Here is a 19,993-nt window from a genome sequence, read left to right on the forward strand (position 1 = left end):
TGTTCTCAATCAGAGTTTCAACTTTCCTGGAACCCGAACGAGACCGTAACGGGCCGAAGTTGAAACCGCGGACCTCGCTATTTCAGAACCAAAAACACAACCGCACAACCGGATAAATCGCTTTAAAGTTGTGGATGGAACAAACGAAGGCCGCCCCGGTCGGCGACTCTTCTTTTGGCGCGCCAACCGGCATGTCCCGACCCTCATTTTTCTAAAGCGGCGCCCTGTGTCTGGGCGCTGCCAACCGTATTTGGTTCTATGCGACCCAACCAGATACGGCGGCACACCTTGGCAACAATAGCGGCGCCGACTGGCTCAGGCCGTGGCGCGTCTTTTTCTCCATTCGGAGGCTGTTCGTGACTATTCGGGCGAAACGTCATGCTTGGGCGAGGCGCATCCTGTCGGATACGCGCTTGACCGGCTTCGACAGGCATCTCGCGCTGGCGGTCGCCGGAACAGACCGGTGTGGAATCGTATTCTGCCAGGCGGACGGCGAGTTTTTCTTCGAGGCTAGACCGCAATATGCGGTCGCCTCCACCTAACAACCATAAGGAACAAGATGAGAATCATTGGACTACGCCCCGCGCGAGCGGGTGCGGGAGCCATTGCGCACGTCGATATCGAGACGGCCGAAGGCATCAAGATTTACGGCGTGCGTGTTTCGCGAGCGCCGGACGGTTCGTACCGCGCGTTTGGTCCTGACAATGAGCGTGGCCGCACCTGTGCGTTCAACCACGACATCGCCAACAAGATTGCTCTCCTTACCGTCGCAGGACTGTCGCAGCATGAACGTCTCGCAAGCTAAATCTACCAATACCGACCCAATCCCGACTGAAGAAACCCGCGACCTTACCTTCGGCATCTATGACGTCCTGACCGACCAAGGCCACTGCCTCGCCGACGTTGTCCTTGCACCAGCCGGCGAAGATGGCGAGCCGGATTGGGCAGGGGCCGACCCGGCCAACGTTCGGAAGCTCCCTGCCGACGAATGGCCAGAGGACGAGCCCTCCGCCCGCGCAGCATGCGTGCTTGTAAGCGACGTCGACGGCTGCGACCCGGATGGAACGTTCCTGATACGGCTGGATGACGGCAAGCCCGAGGTAATCCAGATACATGGCCCGGAGTCCGACCGCGCTGTCGCCGAGTCGATTATCGCTCGCGATATCGGGGCCGAGCCGCCAAAGCGAGAGCCATCTAAACTGCAGCAATCGATGGCGCTGATGCGGGCGCGGTTGTTATTCAAGCCGGTCGCGGCCAACGATAACACGCAATCGCCGGCCAAGCTGGATTCGTGGGGCAAGCTCACTTTCACCTGGTTCGACGACATCGGCACCGAGGCTAAGAAGGAAACTGTCGTCAAGGGTATGCTTGGCGCTGGCGAGTTCACGATGATTAGTGGCCTGCCAGGGTCAGGAAAGTCCGTCATCGTGACCGACCTTGCATGTCACATTGCGGCCGGCCTGCCATGGATGGGCAGGAAGGTGAAGCAAGGCTTGGTTGTCTACGTGGCGGCCGAGCGCAAGAAACTCACCGAGCGGCGCATGATGGCGTTCCGCAAGAAGCACGGCGTCAAAGACCTTCCACTGCTCGTGCTTGGTGGCCTGATAGATATGACCACGGGCACGCTTCATGCCACGGCGATTGCCATGGCAGTCAAGAAGGCGGCCGAGATAACCGGCCAGCCATGTGTTTGGATTATCATCGACACGCTCACACGCACCTTCGGCCCCGGTGACCAGCATCAATCAAAGGACATGGCGAAGTATGTCCGGTCCTGCGACACGATTATTGCCGAGACCGGCTCGCACCTGACGGTGGTGCATCACACCAGTTGGGCGGGCGAACGTGGCAAGGGTGCGATCGACTTGGACGGCGCGGTTGATGCGTCTTTCATGGTCAAGAAGAACGCGGCCGGCCATGTGCTGGAATGCGACGGCACCAACGACGGCGAGGAAGGCGTCATCTGCAATTTCCGCATGGAGTCGGTCGACCTCGGCACCGATGAGGAAGGCGAGCCGATTACCGCGCCTGTTGTGGCGAAAGCGGTGGACGTTGCTGGATTTGCCAGGGGCGCGGGCGAGAAGGTCAAGCAGACCGTGCAGGCCAAGGCAGAGACCGAGCTTATGGACATCCTGACCGAGCTTTCAGCGGGCGGGCGTCCTGTCGGCGGTGGCATGTGGCAAGCGAGGTATCATCAGATGCACCCCGACGTGAAGGAGAACACCATCGCGTCAAGATGGAAGCGAGCTGTCAGGGCGCTCGAAGACGCAGGCCGCGTCCAGTCAAACGGCACTCCGAAGGTCTACATACCTGCAGAGGTTCAAAATCTAGGTGCAAACGAGGTGCATGCACCTGATGCACTTGCACCTGCACCAAGCGACCATTTAAGCGGCTAGGTGCAAAGGTGCAGGTGCAACCCCCTTTAGGGGTTGCACCGATGCACCTGCACCCGCCGATGGTTTGGACATTAAAGAACCAAACATGAGCGAGGTGCCCTGGGTGCCCAGATCCAGCGGAACAGCCGGACGAAACCAAGACCGTACAAGCGGCCAGATATAAGCACCACGTCGAGGACTACCATGAACCCCGCAAACGACAACCAACCACGCACTCCGGCGCAACACCGCCGCATCCTGGCAGAGCAAGCGACCACAGGCGAGCGCGCGTATCAGGGAGGCGCTTGGCCTCAGGGCCGGCGTCTACACAAGGCTGGCAAGCTTGTGCGAGTGGACATGGGAATGGTTGCGGTGGAGTCGCTCTTGGAGGCTGGCCTCGGCGATCTGCTACCGTGGCTGGCTGCATAGGGGTGGGGCGACTCAATCTCTCACACCATCGGCCTTAACTTCCGGCCGCACAATCCAACGCGTCATCCCGCAGATTTCGAGGAAAATTTTGGCTGTGTTTCGAAAACCTGCGGGATGACGCGTGCAACTTGGCGAGCGGTAGGTGGGGGCGACCGCGCCAGAGCATGAACCACCCCCTGGAGCGGTCCTTCCCCTTGGAGCAAGGCACCAAACAAAACAGTGGCAGAATTCTAGTCCGAGTTTTGATATCAAAAAGAGTCGGTGCGTTTGGCATTCGGCGCCACTAGCCACTAACCCGATCAGCCGCACAAGCGGCCAGATCTGATCCAGCTCATCACAGGAGGGCGCATTGACGCCAGCACTGGCGTTTCTAACCATGTGACCGAATCTCAGATAGAAAAAAGCCGCCCGAAGCCGGGCGGCCAGCTCTTAGTTGTCCAACTGCTTACTTCTTTAGGGCATCCGCCGCATCGCGCGCGGCATCTTTTACGTCGCCTGCGGCATTGTGTGCTGAGCCCTTGGCTTTATCCATCTTGCCTTCGGCTTCCATGCTCTTATCACCAGTGAGCTTACCGGCGCCTTCTTTGATGGCACCCTTTGCTTTATCAGCGGCACCTTTCACGTGTTCGCGATCCATACCGTATCCTTCCCTGTGACATTAGGCATGACAACGGCTCGCTCGTGTGGCCGTTCCTATGGAACTATAGGTGTGGTTCAGCTAGGTGCCTCAGCTGAAGAAACTGCGGAGTCGTAAGAAGTCGCTGTTCGTGCGGGCGGTCTTGACTCAGGTGATCTCGATGAGGCCACAACTCGGTCGGAACTGCAAAGCCTGTAGAAGAGCAGGTTCGAAGGGCCACTTGCAGCGCCGGACGCTCTCAACCATGGCAAATTGAGCATGTTCGAGTCCTAAGCCGAAGGCTGCGAATTCCTATTCCTCGATGGCGGGCTGGGTTCCCCGTAGGTTTGACATACCCACTCTTTGACGAAACCGTACACCCAGCCCAGCCTGTTGGTGCAGAGCGGCTCAACGGCGGCTGAGAGTTTTGGACGTCGTGCCCCTGCCAGTGCCGGTCACGCAAACATACCGGCAAGCGGGCGAGTCATTTTGCGGGACGAATCTTCGTCAGACGTGACATTCACATTGGGGCGGTGGGCTTGCTCTATCGAGGTGGCCTTCGGAACGTTGCACTGCACAGCATGTTGACGTCTCGCCGAGGGGGCGACCAACCATCCTTGGCGTGCCAAATGAGCAAGCGTAAACCAGCGACGTCAAAGCATACCCGCGGCCCGAAAACAGTCGCGAAGGCCCAACGGTCTGCTCAGGCTATTGTCAGAAGCCCGAAAGCGAGTGCTTCGCCTTCCATTGCCGCAGACGCGAACCAACCTCCTGCAAAGCGTCCTCAGGTGTCCCAAGAAGACACCCTCGTTGAAAATCCGCCGCCGCCTTTTGTTGAGACCGCCTTCCAGGAGACAGAGAACGATTCAAGGAAAGAGATTGATTTTTTGTCGTCGGCCAGCGCAAACATGCGGGCTTATCAAGCGATGCTACTGGAAATGGCACAAGCCAACATGCAACTTGCGATCGAATACGCCCAAAGGCTGGCAACAATTAGGTCGCCCCTTGACCTTCCCGGCCTAGTTGCAGAGTTCACTAGCAAGCGGATCGCAATGTTCCGGAAGCATTCGGCAGAGCTGGTCAAATTAGGTACCAAGCGATGACCTTCTAAGACCAAAGATCTAATGCCCCGTTCTTCTTAGGCCGAGGACTTACTGGATTGCGTGGCTCACTCCTTAGCTTTTACGCGCATGAACCGAGTGCAGTACCCGTAACCCACTGATCATTCGCTCGCTAGCCGACGATCCGCGTGCTCTGCACGCGTTGTTGGCGTCGCGCTCGGTTAGAGTCCGCACGTTTCCAGCCTGAATAGCTAGCTTTCTTGCAGCCTTCCATACCGCCAAAGATTCGACCAGACCATCAATCATGCTCGCTAGTGTCAGTCGATATCCGTATGCAAAGGCAGGGACCGACGGCAACTTTTCCTTGTTCAAGCGGCGACCAAGCGGCGATGCGCAGACGCAATATCCCGCTGAGGTCGTAAGCAGAAGCTCGGGGAGGGGTGGGTCAGATCCTTCCGACCTACGCCACTAGCAACCGGCCGCCCCCACTTTCACGCGCATCTGCAATTCAGAATATGACCCCCTAGGCCGCCCGGCCGATCAATCTAAGGGAGAAATCAATGCCGATTTTTTCAGCCGTTGCGACTGCGCGGCTCTTGCCGCTCCGGCATCACTAGCACTTTCTGCGGCGAAGCGGGGTCGTGGAAGTTGACGAAGATCTGAGGATGACGAAGGAAAAGACTAATGACTGCGGTCTCCGCTGCAAAGTCTTCGAACTCTGTCCACATCTTCTCAGACGCGGCCTGGCACGACCCGACGTCCGGCAAATTTTGTGGGATAGGAACCAAAGTTTCTGGCGATGGGTTAGCCTTGGGGGCAATGAGCGGAGAAAGGCGGTCAAGGGTACGGCGACGCACCGCGCTCGCGCGGGCTTTGCCCTTGACGGCTGAAGGGGCGGCAGCCCCTTTACGCGCGAGGGATCGTCACCGCGTGGCCGGGGACGAAGACCCGGGCGCGGGACTGCTAAGGAACGCGCTAGAGCCCGGTCGCCCGCGCAGCAGGAGGACGCGCCCGAAACGGAACCGTGCGCCTTTGCGGAAAGTTGGGATACCACCAGACCAAAAGCGGGGAGACCACATGAAGCGAATTACAAAATGGCGGGCGGCGGCGAAGCGTGAGCTGATCGCGCCTCGCGGCGACAAGCGATATGTTCGCCGCGATGCGAAAGGCCGTATCAAGGAAAGCGATGATGTGAGCCGGTCGCTTTCTCAGGATCGCCGCAAGACGGCGAAGAAAAAAGTGAAAGCGGGGCAGGGTGACCGGGGCGACCGCAAGCCCGTCAACTCCAAGGCGCGGAAAAAATCGAGTGCCCGCAAGTAACGCAACCTTCGATCTCTTCGGAGGTGTCTTCCTTCCGGAAGGTATGAAGTATCAGCCGGAGTTTCTCTCTGCTAATGAAGAGCGTGCGCTTCTGGCTGATATTGAGACGCTTCCATTCAGGGAATTTGAATTCCGCGGGTTCACCGGCAAGCGCCGTACCGTTTCTTTTGGCTGGCGCTACGATTTCAATGGCGGTGGTCTCACCAGAACTGAGGACATGCCTGAATTCCTGACCCCGATCCGAGCCCGTGCCGAGGCATTCGCCGGCATTGTGCCCGGCAGCCTCCAACAGGTTCTCGTGACCGAGTACGCGCCCGGCGCCGGCATCGGCTGGCATAAAGATCGCTCCGTCTTTGGCGATGTTGCCGGCATTTCGCTGCTGTCTTCCTGTATCTTCAGGCTCCGCAGGCGAACGGCTAAGTCGTTCGAGAGGAACACCCTCGTTGCCGAGCCGCGCTCCGTCTACCTTCTCCGCGGTCCGTCGCGCACCGAATGGCAGCACAGCATTCCCGGTGTCGAAAGCCTGCGCTACTCGGTCACGTTTCGTAACGTGCTCGAAGAAGGTGAATCCTAGTGGCGCGCGTATCCACATTGCCGAAGCGGCTCCAGCCCATGCTCGCGACACTGACCGACGCGCCGTTCGACGATAAGGGCTGGATATTCGAGGACAAGTATGACGGCTTCCGGATGGTCGCAAAGATCGACGGTGGCAAGGTCACTCTCTACAGCCGCAACGGCAAGATCATCAGCCATAGCTATATCGAAGTCGCCCAGGCCCTCGAAGGTGTCAAAGGCGATGCCGTCATCGACGGAGAACTCGTAGCGATCGGCAAAGACGGCGTATCGCATTTTCAGCTCCTGCAGAATGCGCTGCGCCATGAAGCAAAGCTGCAGTACTTTGCCTTCGACCTGATGTTTCAGGATGGCGAAGACCTTCGTGGCCTGCCGCTCACGGAGCGGAAGAAGCGCCTTAAGGGTATCCTGCCGAAGCACAGGCTCATCGGGTTCAGTCGCGACCGAAAGACTTCGGGCGTGAACTTTTTCGAGGAGGCCGAGCGCAAGGGTCTTGAAGGCATCATGGCAAAACGCGCCGACAGCAAGTACCTGTCAGGCGCGCGAACCGACGACTGGCTGAAGATCAAAACCTCGAAACGCCAGGAAGTGGTGATCGTGGGATTTACGGCACCGCGGAGGACGAGACCGTTTTTCGGCGCACTTACACTTGCGCTGCGGGAAGGAGATGGCTGGCGTTATATCGGCCATGTCGGGACCGGCTTCAGCCACGAAACACTCGGAGAGCTGCACAAAAGGCTCATCAAGCTCAAAGCCGCCAAATCTCCTTTCGGCAAAAAGGTGAAGGACGAAGCGGTCACCACCTGGGTGAAGCCGCAACTCGTTGCCGAGGTAAAATTTACCGAGTGGACGAGCTCCGGCGAGATGCGGCACCCCGTTTATCTCGGCCTGAGAAAAGACAAGCAGGCAAAAGACGTCGTCATGGAGCGCGAGAAGCCGCGAGGATGACGCGGCATGTCAGCCCGGCTGAGCGGTGAGCATCCTTGTCTCGTTAATCCCATGAATAGGAACGAGCACCTTCGCGCATGATTGTCATCATCCACGAAGTGAAAGGACGTTCACATGGCAGACGAGCAGAATCCCAACAAGCAGCAGACCCCTGGACAGCAGAACCAGCAGGGCAATCAGGGCGGCCAGCAAGGTCAGAACCCGAATCAGAAGCCGGGCCAGCAAAACCAGGACCCGGGCCAAAACAAGCAAGGCGGCGAAAAGGGCGGCCAGAAGCCGTAAAGTAACAAAAGCCCGGCTTCGGCCGGGCTTTCCGTTTGTGTCGTGATTGCCTGACCTATTTACGGTTCTTGTCGAGCGTCTGCGCCATTTCGAGATGGTGCTTCAGTGCCGCCAGGGTTTTACCAGCCCAGTCCTTCAGCTTGGCATCGTCGCCGCCATTCGAGTAACGCTCGAACAGCGAGACCGCATCCTTATGAGCGCTCACCTGCATGGCGTCGTATTCCGACGCAAAATCCTCGGGTTTGGCCTCGCGCAGCTTTGTGATCTTCTTCTGCGACGCGTCATCGAGCGAAGCCGGGATCGCGGCTTTCAGGGTGTCGGGGACCATCGATTTGAGTTCGCTGCTCGTCTTGGTGTGGTCTTTCACCATCATTTCCGCAAACTGTTTCTCGTCCGCATTGCCCTTCTGCTGCGCGATCTTGGCCGCTTCGATCTCCGTCATGTCGCTCATGGCGGCTTCCTTGATGAAGTCTTCGGTCTTCGGCGCAATTCCAAGCGTGGAATTCACGCCGGTCTTCTCGCCGACCGACTGCGCAAAGGAGGGTGAGGCAAAGACTGCGAGCACGGCAAATGCAAGGGCTGCTTTTTTCATGAAAGTCGTCCTCTGGAGGATAATCGCGCGATCAACCTTCGTTCAGGATCAAAGTTCCTGGGCACAAAGGGACGAGCACGACCCCGGCCCGAGAGGAGGGAGACCGGGGCCGCTTGCCCGGGCAATGAGCATGCCGGACGTTCCGGCATACACTGGCAATGCCAAGGCAAGCTCTGCCGTTCCTAAACGTGGTTCGGCCCAACGTTCAAACAGGGGTATGCGCTGTGTGCACTTTTGGACCGAGACGTGCGGGCGATCATCATGGGGCCCGAACACTTCCGAGCACCGCCCGGCTGCCATGCGAAGCGTCCGCGCGCATGCGCGCTACCAGTGCCTGTCACGCCGACCAGCGATCCTGCTCTTCCCGGTGAGCCTGCTCGTTCAATCTCTCAGCGAGCTGATCCGCAAGTTCGTCCGTGTCGGCGGTCGCTATGGGCTCGCCTTTTTGCGTAGCTTTTGCTTGTCTGCTTCGATCGGAAAATCATCGGGAGTTAATGCGGGTTCTTTGCTCATGTCACCCTCATGCGGCTGGCACCTGCAGACGTGGAACGCTTGGTCTCAAGGCCAGTTGCAAGCGAACTTCAATATGTTGGAAAGCCAACGTTAAAGTGCGAAGGAGATTGCGTTTATCGCGGTCGCCTCGCCCCGAGGTGGGGGACGATGAATGAAAAATGGTTTATGTGGCAGGAGGTCTGACTATGCGGCGGCTTTTGGCGCGACCCTAGACCGAAGATGTAGAGAAGCGGTTGAGGCAAATGGCGGAAGCCGGGCGACCGGAATTGGAACGACTCAAAGGCAGCCCCGTTAGCCGCCGAGCTTCACAGCGGTGATGCGATTACCTCAAAACATTGGAGAACCGCAAATGGCGAAAGAGCCGAAGACTCTCGACGACCTGTTCCACGATACTCTCAAGGATATCTACTTCGCTGAGAAGAAAATCCTGGCCACCCTGCCGAAGATGGCAAAGGCAGCTCAGAACGAAGAACTGAAAGCAGCATTCGAAAAACACCGCACCGAGACGGAGGGCCAGATCGAGCGACTGGAGAAGGTGTTCGCGGTGATCGAGAAGAAACCGCAGGGTAAAACCTGTGCCGCGATCGTCGGTATCACAGAAGAGGGCGCCGAGATCATGGAAGAATATAAGGGCTCGCCCGCTCTCGACGCCGGCCTCCTTGCCGCCGCTCAGGCCGTCGAGCACTATGAGATTTCTCGCTACGGCACGATGATTGCTTGGGCCGAAGAGCTTGGCCTCGACGATGCCGTCTCACTCCTTGAGGAAACCCTCGAAGAGGAAGAGGCGACCGACGAGGCTCTGACTGAAATCGCAAAGACAGCGATCAATCAGGAGGCTGAAGCAGCCTAACACTTACGATGAATTAGAAACTGCCCCGCAATACGGGGCGTTTTTTTTCCGTGTGGTCCATGCAAGCAACGCGAAACCAGCCATTGGCGCATTGGGCGACAGACTCATACACAACTCCAACTCAATGATGAGCGATGACGCCGCTCCCTTGGCCACAGACAGTGTCGTTGCCAAGATAGGCATGGGAACAAATGTCCACTTTTGCACTTAGTGATCACCTTTGGCAGGTGAGTCATCTACTTCAGTAGTGACAAAGTCTCAGGGTCCAAGACGCGGAAGGATCGACGCTGCAAGTGCGGTGCTCGACCCAAGCTCGTCCATAACATGATGGAGTCTCTACGCCGGCTCACTGTCCGCGTGTTCGAATGCCAATGCGGCGAACGCACTTGGACCGAGGACAGAGAGTAAGGCCGCCTCAGTTGGCGACCTCTATCATCATTGCCACACGTCTTTGCCCGGTGGTGTTTGTGTCGCTGTTGTCGCTGGTCGAGAAGGTGATGCCTGAGCCGGCCAATGTCGCGCACCGATATGCTCAAATTCGCAGCCAACTATCCGGCGTTCGTTAAACTCGCACCAATCCGCCTTTGGTTGCGAGCTAATGAGTCCACGCCTTACACGCCGTGTGACCCTGGACAAATGCCAGAGGTCAGCTGCATGACCGAAGGCTAGGAACTCAAACGTTTTAGTATTGTTTTACCTCAACCCTCCAGCAATCGGCGGGCTGGATAGGACCCGAATGAAAAACTCAGACCGCTTCGAAGCTGCGCAATCCAGCGAGGGGCGTTATCGGCTTCTTGTTGAGGCGATCACCGACTACGCGATCTATATGCTGGATCGCGACGGGCATGTCACCAGCTGGAACCCGGGAGCGAAGCGCTTTAAGGGCTATGAGGCTGAGGAGATCATAGGGCACCACTTCTCGACATTCTATACGGATACCGAGCGGGAGCAGAAAGTGCCTGCGTTGGCGCTGGAGGAGGCGGAGCGAACTGGACGCTTCGAGCGAGAGGGTTGGCGTGTGCGCAAGGACGGCACGCAGTTCTGGGCCCATGTCGTCATTGACGCGATCCGTTCGCCTAAGGGCGAACTTGTAGGTTTCGCCAAGATCACCCGGGATCTGACCGAGCGAAGGGCGGCCGAGGCCAAATTACGCGAGAGCGAGCAGCAGTTCCGGCTAATGGTCCAAAGTGTTACGGACTACGCCATCTACATGCTGGACGTGGAAGGCAATGTGGCGAGTTGGAACGCTGGGGCCCAGCGCATCAAGGGGTACGGACCCGAAGAGATCATCGGTCGCCACTTCTCCAATTTCTATACGGAAGAGGATCGCGCCGCGGGCCTCCCGCGAACAGGCCTGCAGACCGCATCCCGCGAAGGACGCTGGGAGCATGAAGGTCAAAGGGTACGAAAGGACGGCACTCGCTTTTGGGCGCATGTCGTGATCGACGCGATTCGAGACGACGACGGGAAGCTCGTAGGATTCGCCAAAGTGACCCGGGACATTACAGAACGGCGTGAGGCGGAAGCCGCGCTCCAGGCGGCGCAAGCAACGTTGATCCGGTCCCAGAAGCTGGAAGCGATCGGCCAACTTACTGGCGGCGTTGCCCACGACTTCAACAATCTATTGCAGGTGATTAGCGGAAACCTGCAACTGCTCAGCAAGGACATCGCGGGTAATGCCCGAGCGGAGATGAGAGTCCAGAGCGCTCTTGCCGGCGTCGCGCGGGGATCGAAACTTGCTACCCAGTTACTCGCCTTCGCGAGGCGCCAGCCGCTGGAGCCGAGGGTGGTGAACGTCGGTCGCCTGATCAAAGGCATGGATGAACTGCTGCGTCGCGCCATCGGCGAGGAGATCGAGGTCGAGACGGTCGTCGGCGGTGGGCTGTGGAATAGCCTCATCGACCCCGATCAACTCGAGAATGCCATTCTCAACCTCGCGATCAACGCCCGCGATGCGATGAACGGCGAGGGCCGGCTGACCATCGAGGCCAGCAATGCCTTCTTGGACGACGAGTATGTCCGCCACTACGATGATCTGATTGCGGGGCAATATGTGATGATCGCGGTAACTGACACGGGCATCGGCATTCCGTCAGATATCCTGGAGCGGGTCTATGAGCCCTTCTTCACGACCAAGGCGGAGGGCAAGGGCACTGGCCTTGGCCTTGCCATGGTCTACGGTTTTCTTAAGCAATCCGGCGGACACGTCAAAATTTACAGCGAGATCGGCGCCGGAACGACGGTGAAGCTATACTTCCCGCGAGAAATGGCCATCGAGGATACGCTAGTTAGTGCCACCTCCGGTGACATCAAAGGCGGCGAGGAAACCGTACTGGTGGTCGAGGATGACGATGAAGTGCGCGAGGTCGCGGTGTCGATGCTCTCCGATCTTGGCTACCGCGTGGTGAAGGCGAGAGATGCGGTGGCCGCGCTAGCCATCGTCGACAGCGGCATACCAATCGACCTGATCTTCACCGACGTGATGATGCCCGGCACCCTGCGCAGCCCGGAGTTGGCGCGGAAAGCCAAGGAACGGCTGCCCAACGTTGCAGTCCTTTTCACATCAGGCTACACGCAGAACGCCATCGTGCACGGAGGACGGCTCGACCCGGGAGTGGAGCTTTTGGCCAAGCCCTATACGCGGGAAGCGCTTGCGCGGAAGATCAGGCATGTGCTTGCCAACCATGCTCAACGGCGTCTCGCCGCTACGGAATCGCGTCAGCCCACAAGCGAAGACGCCGTCAAGGGTGCGACCGTGTTGCTCGTCGAAGACGACGAACTGATCCGCCTGACAGCAACGGAGATGTTGAACGATCTGGGCTGCAAGGTGATGGAGGCCAGCTCCGCCGAAGAGGGGTTGAAAGCCCTCAATCAGGCTGCCGTGGATATCCTCGTGACCGATGTCGGCCTCCCCGGAGTGTCCGGCCTGCAACTCGCAAAGGACGCCCGCTCGCTGCGACCCGACTTGTGCATTGTTGTGGCGACAGGTGACAGCGGGATCCAATCCGAAGCCGAGCTCTTGGACGCGGTGCTGGTCGTGAAGCCCTACGCGCCGGAAACTCTGCGCCGCAGCCTCGAAAATGCGCTGCAGGCAAAAGCGCGACCCTAAACAGGTGTCGACAGCGCTTGCAGCGGCAGCGTCCAAGCTGCCGAAATTACGAAGCTCAATGGAGATTTCCCGAAGACTTCGGAACATTGGTTAGCGCATTCTGTATTTGCGCTCGATTGGGGCGACAGGCAGGCATTCCGTTGAGGTTAATTGATCCGGGCGGGCTTTCGTAGATTGGCAACTCGCAGCGCAATCGAGGCTCGGTCGGATGATCAACGAGCTCGTTAATGTCTTGCCCGAAGCGCCGCGCGGACAGACCACTGCTGCGCAGTACGTCCGTATGCCGAAGCTTCACCGTCGCGCGGGTGAGCTCCCGACATTCCGCGTAAACTGAAGACGTGCCAAACATCTCTGGGATAGTACGATCTAGCTATCGCTGCCCCCTATGAAAGCAGCGCTGGAAGCGTGGGGCCGGCAGCAATCTCTTCCATCAAGGCTTCGCCAAGGAGACCGACGACCCAGACGTCGAGTGTTCAGGCTGAGCACAACCGGTGGGAGAAGGAAAGGGAGAAGCTGACGGCTGCGCTGCGACGCGCGCGAGATTAGGCTTACAAGCCGACGAGGTACCGCAAGGAGGACAACGAAAGACCTCCGAAACGCGCAAGCTTCGGAGGTCGAAGTCTGTTTCTGTTATCTCGCGCGCGTCAGGCTCGGCGGGTTTCCGTCCTTTTGGCTCCTGTAGGAGGCCTCAAGGATCCCTCCAGCAGTCGCCGAACTCGCGGCGATCGGAGTGGATCATCGCCAAGCGGTGAGGACTGTTGGCAGAAAGGAGCCTGCGAGAACTTGGTCATCCAACGACGCTCGATGCGGTTCAGGACGTCTCTGGGCAAGGCAATGTTATCCATCGCGATCCTCAGGCGGCCAGAAGTCTGGATGTCGAACAGAGACGGTAGGGCTTCCCTCCGGGGGGATTGCGTGGACCACCGTCGAGTTCGCACAGCGCTTCGAGTATCTCGTCGATGGTGACCGGCGCTTTAAGTCCAACCGGTGCCCGCAACGATGGGCAAGAAGCGATCGCCGATGCGTCAGACGCCCAGGATGCGAGAATGGCGCGTTTCTCGCAGATCGAAAGCGAAGGGTCTGCCAGTACATCCCCCGGGTGCTCGAACACGGTGCAGGGATGCAGCAGCGTGTTGAAATCGATGACATTGTCGTCGGAAGCGGTCGTCAGCCGCATGGTATCCTCCATTCTTTGGACGAAGCGGATGCCGCGCGTCGGACGACGCGCGGCATTCTCGGGCGATGGATTAGGCCGCCTTGGCCTCGATCTGGTGGACGTTGCCGGAAGACGTTGCGCCGGCAATGGCGATACGCCGCGGCTTCATGGCTTCCGGGATCTCGCGAACGAGTTCGATGGTCAGCAAGCCGTTGTCGAACGCGGCGCCTTTCACCTGGACATATTCTGCGAGGTTGAACTGCCGCTTGAAACCGCGGGTCGAGATACCGCGATAGAGGAAATCACGCTCAGTCTTGTCGGATTTGCTGCCTTCGACCGTCACCACGTTCTGCTCGGCGGTGATGACGATGTCGTCGGGCGAGAAACCCGCCACCGCGAGCGAGATCTGATAGCGGTCGTCGGCCAGACGTTCGATGTTGTAGGGCGGATAGTTGTCCTCGCTGGCCCGCTGAGCCACTTCTGCGAGGTCGAAAAGGCGGTCGAAACCAATGGTCGAGCGCCAGAGGGGGGCAAAATCGTAGGTGCGCATAGCCAAATCCTCCTAAGAGCAAGATGTCTACGAGCGGCACCGGACACAACCGGTGCCCGTCTCTGGCCGGGCCCGTCAGGCGCCCGGACGCCATCGTCAGATGGCGACAAAAAAATTAGCAAAGCCAATTTTGGTTTCAAGAGGGGGCTGAAAAAATTTTGTCACCGATTGCCGCGCCGTTACAGGTCTCCCGCAGTCCCTTGAAGAACGGATGCCGCACCTTTCCCTCGGCGGACTTGGCGCGATACTCGATCTCAGCAAGCAGCTTCGGTTCGACCCAGATGCCTTTGTGCGCAATCATCCTGGCATAGGGCTGTGTCTTCCGGACCAGCGGCTCGAGGCGCCGCCTCAGCTCGGCCGCCGATGTCTTGTCGAAGCCGTGGTCGACCTTGCCGGCATAGATCAGGTGGTCGCCCTTGCGCCGCGCGAGATAAATGCCGTCCCATTTGCCCTCGTCAAGCGCGAAGCCGGCAATCGTCAGGGTCTCGCGTTGGGCGCAGGTTTTCTTGACCCAATTGTTGCCCCGGCCGCTGCCATAGACGCTGTCCCGGACCTTCGAGACGACGCCTTCGAGCCCAACCTTGCAGGCATGCGTGAACATCTCGCGGCCGTCGATCTCGAAGCTCTCGCTGAACTGCACGTCGCTGCCGGTGATAATCTTCTTCAGCGCAGCCTTGCGCTGGAGCAGGGGGACTTTCCGGAGGTCCCTGCCGTTGAGATAAAGCAGGTCGAAGGCGACGAGCACGATCTTCGTCGAGGCGCCCTTGAGCTCGTTCTGTAGAACCGAGAAATCCGTCGTGCCGTCGGCGGCGGGCACCACGATTCACCGTCGATGATTGCGGCACTGGCCTTGAGGTGCCAAGCGTCGTTGGCGACCTTCCGGAAGCGATTGGTCCAGTCGTGACCGCGCCGCGTGAAAACCTTCACCGCTTCGTTGGCGAGGTGGACCTGCACCCGGTAGCCATCGAACTTGATTTCATGGATCCATCGCTCGCCGGACGGCACGCGGTCGATCGAGGCCGCCAGGGCCGGCTCGATGAAGCCGGGGAAGGGCGCCTTGACGCCCAGCGCTTCCGGCTTTTTTCCCTGGAAGGCCATCGCTACACCAGGCGAAGACTGAATTGCTGCAGGTCTTGTGGTGAGTAGCGATCCACAAACTCCTGCAGGTACGAAGGCACGTCGCTCAGTTGAAGATTGCAACGACGCTGGATCTCGCCGGCAATGTCCTCGGAAACATCTTCCGACCAGCGTACGGCCGTGTTGAAGGCGACTACCCGGATCGGCTGGCGATATTTTCCGGCAAGCAGATCCTGGATGACGGTTTCCGCCGCCATCTCCAAGTCTGCTTCGCACCATGCGCTGCCATTGCGGCCGGAGTTGTCTGCGACCAGGTAGACAGTCTCGTCGCTGTTCGGGGCGATCGACAGAAGCCATCGGGACTGACGCATACGCAACTCCACGCAACAGAACCGGGACTCAATTTGATACGCGCCGGTTCGTTCCTCGGGTTGGAACCGCTCGCTTAGCCGCGCCTTTTATAACGAGAGGCAACCAGCGGAGGAAACATGGCCGTCAATAAACCGACTGGCGACAACGCGCGCAAGGGCGCGGTGAAGAAACGCTCGCAGACCAAAACGACAATCGGCGGCGCGAGCGGCTATACCAAACGCGACAGGACGTCCGGCGAGTTCATGGCTGTGAAGAAGCCGAAAACAGCGAAGAAAGCCGCGAAAAAATTCAAAGGCGTGCGGGTCGAGAAGAAAGCTAAGAAAACCGCCAAGCGCGCCCGCTAGGGTTGACGGTTGGCGTTACCGCGCGGGCTCGGTTTTGTGCTAAGGCCGCCAGGTGAGGCGGCCTTGCCATGATGAGCGTCCGCTAAAAAACGGTCCCGGCACCCCTACATGCCGGGACCGTTGGACCTCGGCGGTAATGGGGGTCGCCGAGGTTTACTGAGGTCTAGGAAGAGTCGGCAATCCGGTCTGTATGCCTTCCGACATAGGCGGCGCCACTGGTCGCTCTCTCTGAGTAATCGACGCGCCTTAGCTTTTCCAAACCCACGACCTGCAGTGGCTCGCGCTCGTTCCACGACGCTAGGATGATATTGACGCAGCTTTTGCCGAATGGCTTCGGGAACGTTCGGTGGGGCCGTCGTTTGGAAAGCAATGACGAGCACGACCGTAGTTCTCATTCCCGGCATGCTGAAAGCGCTTCGCCTGGTGCGCGTCTACGGCTTTTTGGTCGAGCGCAGGGACGGCCTGTATTACCCCGGCAGCAGCCAGCCGGCATGTTCGAAGGCTTTGGCAGAGAAGATGGTTGAAGGCGGCTGGCTGGTGAAACGTGGAGAGCGTTATCAGCCGACAGAGAAGGGTTGGCATGCAGGAAAAGCCGGTTCGGATGTGGGGTAAGGTAGGTGAATCCCAGGGCCGCCCGGTGAAGATTACGCTGGCTAGATGCGCGAGATGGGCATGCGCAGCGTCCTGTCTATCGCGCTAACCGATGCAGCCATAGCGTAGCCCTGCACGCCGATTGCTGGCCGGACGATCTGCGGCTGTCCGACCTCGAGCCGCGGTTCTTTTCTCGGTCGTGCGGCCGGCGCGGCGCCGACGTCCGGCCGGATTTCAATTGGAACGCAAAAGGGTCTATCGGCGGCGTGAGCTATCGGTAGCCACCTTAAAGACGGCCCCGGCCATGGGGGCTTTTGAGGTGTGGGACCGGGGCCGCTTGGGGATGCTTGGCCCTTGGCAAGACCAAGCGATTTTCAGATTACTCTGCCCTCACAGCGTTTCTGTTCGTTTGAGCACATTGCTGGAATCAAAAAATGCCGATTTTTCCCGGTTCCGCTTACATATGTTATTAGCGGCCGCGCAGCGCCTTGATAGCCTCGGAAAGCCGGGCTGGTCTTGATTTCGGATTTATTGCGTACCCGGGCGGCTCGCAGCTACAAGTTTGGCGGCGGGCATATTTCAGCAGAGAGTTTAGATCGACGCTTCAAAACTAAGGCCGCCCTGGGGCGGCCTTTTTGCATTCACCAACAAAAAAGCCGCGGCCCCAGCTGCTGCCGGGCGGCTGGGGCCGTTGGGTTGCTCGGGCTGGCAGGGGGACCCAACATCCAGAGCACAACAACAAACCGCTCATTTGCCACTTGTTCCTACGTACAGGCCCGCCCCCGAGAGACCATGGTCAACGGAGCTGGTAGGCACGGGCTGGGCTCGGCGCAAGCTGAAGAGGGATCAATAAGAGGCCACCAACTGAGGCGGCCTTAGAGGTGCGGCGCCAGGTAGTCGAGAAATTTGAAAAAACAGTAGAGGGCGAGAGCGGTTACAGCGACGAAAGCGACAATCATCGTCGCCCATTCGCGTTTGGAAAATAGATCGAAGTCGAACATAAGGAGCCCTTGCCGAAGAGCTAACGCCGAGAATGTATAGCCGTCTCCTACCGAGGCGGCCTCACGCTATCTCGTTTTCCCAAACCTGCCTGTAGCACCTCTGACATTCGAACACCCCAACGTTTTGGTTCACGCGGGGATCGAATGTCGAAAAAGCAAGAGCCAACTCCCCATGGCAATGGGGCACGAAGGGTATGGGCCTCGGTCTTGCGGTGGAGCTTCTTTGCCTGCGTCTGTCATCGTTGGTCGGCACGTTCCCGTTCATCCAATGCCGAACCACTACCATGACCAACCGGTTCCCTAAACGATTTAGGGCACTGCATTTTTCAAACAGGCCAGTACAGGGCCCGCGGGCTGAACCAAATCTCTACGCCTCCCGATCGGCGCATTCGGACCTTTGAGACACGACAAGCGTTGACGCTCCAACCGGCAAGACCGTGAACCTGGAGTGTCGGACGTGAGTATAGTCCCTCTGGAATTTGAAAGACGGTTGGCGCAGCGGTGGGCGGCCAGATTTCAAAAGCCCGTTCCCCCAGTACAGCAAGAGCGTCAGCCACCCAACGAAGGTTGGCAGGTCGTCACTAGCTCGAAGCGAAAGGAATTATCTGCCAATAAGTGGCGCCAGCGCATGGAGAGCCCGCCGGCTCAATAGCCGGCGGGACAAAAAGATTAGCGGCCTCGCAAACTCGATATGGTCGTGACGGCAAGCGCGGCCAGCAGCCCGACACAGACAGACGTTACGGGTCAGCTCATCCTCGGCGGAACTTCTCGACGACAAACCAAGTGAGACTTACTTACGTGGTTCGGTCACCACTTTGGTTGATCCGTCCGGCGCTGCCTGCATTCCTGGTGGGCTTTGACCTTGCGGGCTTTCCGGCGGCGCGCCACCCGATTTCGTATCCAGCGGTCCGGTCCAACCTTGTGGCTGCAATTGACCTTTTTCTTCTGGTGCCGATTGTCCAGTTGGCGCGTTCAAGTCTTTCTTCGGATCGGCTTGCGCTGTCGCAAATCCGCACGAAAAAGCCCAGCAAATCGTCGTTATCAGAATGATCCTCATGTCAACCTCCGCTTGGCTTACTCAAACAAACAGGCTGGGCCACCCTTCAGTTCCGTATTGCAATGCGGGCGAACGACCGATGGAAAGCGAATGTCCGCTCCGGCTCAAAATGCGAAGAACTCAGCGTGAGCGAACCACCAGAGGCGCCAGTATGGTCGTAAATGTTCGTGGAGACATGGCAGAGACGTCCGCGGTATTCGTCGATGGCGATGACGTGTTCGCCATTGGCGAACGACATGAGCATTTGTCGGGCTGCGATCCATACAATCGAGCTTGCACCAGTTGATCTACATGGCTGACGGTGTAGGTCTGTGCCGGGCGCTGGAGATCTCACCCCATTGGGGACCAAGCGGTGATCATTGAAATTCTGGCCCAGATCATTTTACAACTGGCATGGTACTGTTCGGCGGCGTTGTGGCCGAGATTGCGCAGAGTACGCAAGCTGGCGCGCAATGGATGGCAACCTTTCGAAGGAAGCTGCGTTCGTCAGGGCGCAGGAACTTCTCAAAGGGAGCGATCAAACTTGTGCCAGCCAAGGTTCATGTCCGATTACACCGCCCTCAAAGTCACCGCTCTCGACGCGGTTAACGAGCTGCTCAACCATGTTGGCTGGGGTGCCGACGATGGGAGTGAGCGTTGCGCGATCATCGGGGTGTGTAGATCGCATATCACCGAGAACATCGACAAGATCGCAACCACACGCGAGCAGGCCTTCGCTTTGATTGATGAAGTCGCCCAACAGATGAAAACGGATTGGGACGAAATTCACGACGTGTTCGAAAGAAAATGATCGATGCGTCAGGCACCGATGACGTCGCGCGCTACAATCAGGTGTGCAACGCTATCCTGCTGTCGAGCGCTTCAAGCAATGAGCAACCGCAAGGGCGTCGTTTTTCACGACGAGCTGCGGCCGAGAACACGATGCACAAGTGCATCACCGCTGTGCGGTCGCTGCCGATGGAGCTGCGGCTCAACTCGAAGCGGTGGCTGGAGGAGCGGGGATTAGAAGCGCTGGATGATGGCGATGTCTAGCACTACTTTGGCAGATTTTTGATTTTGTCGCGTTTTATAGGATTCCCGAATCAATTTTTCAATGATTCATGGGTGGTCGGCTCTTGGAGGGCTGACCATGCCGGGATGGGAAGACGAACTTGAACGCTGGCTGATGCCGTTCTTG

The 19,993-nt window shown here is 58.5% G+C and carries 20 protein-coding genes and 2 pseudogenes; 13 read left to right on the forward strand and 9 right to left on the reverse strand.

What is annotated here, in order from left to right:
* Positions 1–574: 574 nt before the first annotated feature.
* Entirely contained in the window at positions 575–787 is a 213-nt protein-coding gene (locus AB4Z51_RS21365; protein WP_167768211.1) for a hypothetical protein, read from the reverse strand.
* On the opposite strand from AB4Z51_RS21365, the gene AB4Z51_RS21370 reads away from it, so the two are divergent.
* Positions 786–2,396, forward strand: coding sequence for an AAA family ATPase (locus tag AB4Z51_RS21370; RefSeq protein ID WP_441497905.1), 1,611 nt, complete (start codon positions 786–788; stop codon positions 2,394–2,396). The genes AB4Z51_RS21365 and AB4Z51_RS21370 overlap by 2 nt on opposite strands.
* Positions 2,397–3,249: 853 nt before the next feature.
* On the opposite strand, the gene AB4Z51_RS21375 is transcribed toward AB4Z51_RS21370, so the two are convergent.
* On the reverse strand, positions 3,250–3,441 hold the full coding sequence (locus AB4Z51_RS21375; RefSeq protein WP_038937369.1) for a CsbD family protein: 192 nt from the start codon (positions 3,439–3,441) through the stop codon (positions 3,250–3,252).
* A gap of 608 nt (positions 3,442–4,049) precedes the next feature.
* Between AB4Z51_RS21375 and AB4Z51_RS21380 the strand changes: the two genes are divergently transcribed.
* From AB4Z51_RS21380 to AB4Z51_RS21400, 5 genes are all read left to right on the forward strand, one after another.
* A complete protein-coding gene (locus tag AB4Z51_RS21380) occupies positions 4,050–4,523 on the forward strand; it encodes a Phasin protein (protein ID WP_441497906.1) in 474 nt (157 codons plus the stop codon).
* Between the two features lie 1,035 nt (positions 4,524–5,558).
* A complete protein-coding gene (locus AB4Z51_RS21385; RefSeq protein WP_085399400.1) occupies positions 5,559–5,801 on the forward strand; it encodes a hypothetical protein in 243 nt (80 codons plus the stop codon).
* Complete coding sequence (locus AB4Z51_RS21390) at positions 5,788–6,375, forward strand: alpha-ketoglutarate-dependent dioxygenase AlkB (RefSeq protein WP_441497907.1); 588 nt, start codon at positions 5,788–5,790, stop codon at positions 6,373–6,375. The genes AB4Z51_RS21385 and AB4Z51_RS21390 overlap by 14 nt, the downstream gene beginning before the upstream one ends.
* The gene (gene ligD, locus AB4Z51_RS21395) at positions 6,375–7,322 is read left to right on the forward strand and encodes a non-homologous end-joining DNA ligase (protein ID WP_441497908.1); all 948 of its coding nucleotides are present in this window, start codon (positions 6,375–6,377) and stop codon (positions 7,320–7,322) included. The genes AB4Z51_RS21390 and ligD overlap by 1 nt, the downstream gene beginning before the upstream one ends.
* Positions 7,323–7,436: 114 nt before the next feature.
* Positions 7,437–7,604, forward strand: a complete 168-nt coding sequence (locus tag AB4Z51_RS21400; RefSeq protein WP_167768213.1) for a hypothetical protein — start codon at positions 7,437–7,439, stop codon at positions 7,602–7,604.
* A 55-nt stretch (positions 7,605–7,659) separates the two neighbouring features.
* On the opposite strand, the gene AB4Z51_RS21405 is transcribed toward AB4Z51_RS21400, so the two are convergent.
* Entirely contained in the window at positions 7,660–8,196 is a 537-nt protein-coding gene (locus tag AB4Z51_RS21405; RefSeq protein WP_135216008.1) for a DUF4142 domain-containing protein, read from the reverse strand.
* 862 nt (positions 8,197–9,058) lie between these two features.
* Here AB4Z51_RS21405 and AB4Z51_RS21410 point away from each other — a divergent pair.
* The 3 genes and pseudogenes from AB4Z51_RS21410 to AB4Z51_RS21420 all read left to right on the forward strand — a co-directional run.
* On the forward strand, positions 9,059–9,559 hold the full coding sequence (locus AB4Z51_RS21410; protein ID WP_014494395.1) for a YciE/YciF ferroxidase family protein: 501 nt from the start codon (positions 9,059–9,061) through the stop codon (positions 9,557–9,559).
* Between the two features lie 736 nt (positions 9,560–10,295).
* Positions 10,296–12,668 (forward strand): PAS domain S-box protein, encoded by a 2,373-nt coding sequence (locus AB4Z51_RS21415; RefSeq protein WP_441497909.1) that lies wholly within the window; start codon positions 10,296–10,298, stop codon positions 12,666–12,668.
* Between the two features lie 318 nt (positions 12,669–12,986).
* A pseudogene (locus tag AB4Z51_RS21420) lies at positions 12,987–13,135 on the forward strand (cell envelope biogenesis protein TolA); the annotation flags it as partial.
* A gap of 386 nt (positions 13,136–13,521) precedes the next feature.
* Here AB4Z51_RS21420 and AB4Z51_RS21425 read toward each other — a convergent pair.
* The 5 genes and pseudogenes from AB4Z51_RS21425 to AB4Z51_RS21445 all read right to left on the reverse strand — a co-directional run bounded on the left by AB4Z51_RS21425 (position 13,522) and on the right by AB4Z51_RS21445 (position 15,822).
* Positions 13,522–13,845, reverse strand: coding sequence for a hypothetical protein (locus tag AB4Z51_RS21425; RefSeq protein WP_135216010.1), 324 nt, complete (start codon positions 13,843–13,845; stop codon positions 13,522–13,524).
* 70 nt (positions 13,846–13,915) lie between these two features.
* Complete coding sequence (gene hspD, locus AB4Z51_RS21430; protein ID WP_085398159.1) at positions 13,916–14,374, reverse strand: small heat shock protein HspD; 459 nt, start codon at positions 14,372–14,374, stop codon at positions 13,916–13,918.
* 136 nt (positions 14,375–14,510) lie between these two features.
* A complete protein-coding gene (locus AB4Z51_RS21435; protein ID WP_441497910.1) occupies positions 14,511–14,855 on the reverse strand; it encodes a hypothetical protein in 345 nt (114 codons plus the stop codon).
* Positions 14,856–14,939: 84 nt separating this feature from the next.
* Positions 14,940–15,472 (reverse strand): annotated as a pseudogene (locus AB4Z51_RS21440) (ATP-dependent DNA ligase); the annotation flags it as partial.
* Positions 15,473–15,474: 2 nt separating this feature from the next.
* Positions 15,475–15,822 (reverse strand): hypothetical protein, encoded by a 348-nt coding sequence (locus tag AB4Z51_RS21445; RefSeq protein ID WP_085398180.1) that lies wholly within the window; start codon positions 15,820–15,822, stop codon positions 15,475–15,477.
* A gap of 117 nt (positions 15,823–15,939) precedes the next feature.
* On the opposite strand from AB4Z51_RS21445, the gene AB4Z51_RS21450 reads away from it, so the two are divergent.
* Both AB4Z51_RS21450 and AB4Z51_RS21455 read left to right on the forward strand, forming a co-directional pair.
* Positions 15,940–16,167, forward strand: coding sequence for a hypothetical protein (locus AB4Z51_RS21450; RefSeq protein WP_038937520.1), 228 nt, complete (start codon positions 15,940–15,942; stop codon positions 16,165–16,167).
* 369 nt (positions 16,168–16,536) lie between these two features.
* On the forward strand, positions 16,537–16,779 hold the full coding sequence (locus AB4Z51_RS21455; protein WP_135216011.1) for a hypothetical protein: 243 nt from the start codon (positions 16,537–16,539) through the stop codon (positions 16,777–16,779).
* A 1,770-nt stretch (positions 16,780–18,549) separates the two neighbouring features.
* Here AB4Z51_RS21455 and AB4Z51_RS21460 read toward each other — a convergent pair.
* Positions 18,550–18,816: a hypothetical protein gene (locus AB4Z51_RS21460; RefSeq protein ID WP_135216012.1), complete on the reverse strand. Its 267-nt coding sequence runs from the start codon at positions 18,814–18,816 to the stop codon at positions 18,550–18,552.
* A gap of 352 nt (positions 18,817–19,168) precedes the next feature.
* On the opposite strand from AB4Z51_RS21460, the gene AB4Z51_RS21465 reads away from it, so the two are divergent.
* Positions 19,169–19,606 carry a hypothetical protein gene (locus AB4Z51_RS21465; RefSeq protein WP_135216013.1) on the forward strand — a complete coding sequence of 146 codons (438 nt, stop codon included), beginning with the start codon at positions 19,169–19,171 and terminating at the stop codon, positions 19,604–19,606.
* Positions 19,603–19,848 (forward strand): hypothetical protein, encoded by a 246-nt coding sequence (locus tag AB4Z51_RS21470; protein ID WP_085398129.1) that lies wholly within the window; start codon positions 19,603–19,605, stop codon positions 19,846–19,848. Before AB4Z51_RS21465 ends, AB4Z51_RS21470 begins: the two co-directional genes overlap by 4 nt.
* Positions 19,849–19,993 lie beyond the last annotated feature (145 nt).

Source organism: Bradyrhizobium sp. 2TAF36, assembly GCF_052114925.1.
Classification (GTDB): domain Bacteria; phylum Pseudomonadota; class Alphaproteobacteria; order Rhizobiales; family Xanthobacteraceae; genus Bradyrhizobium; species Bradyrhizobium barranii.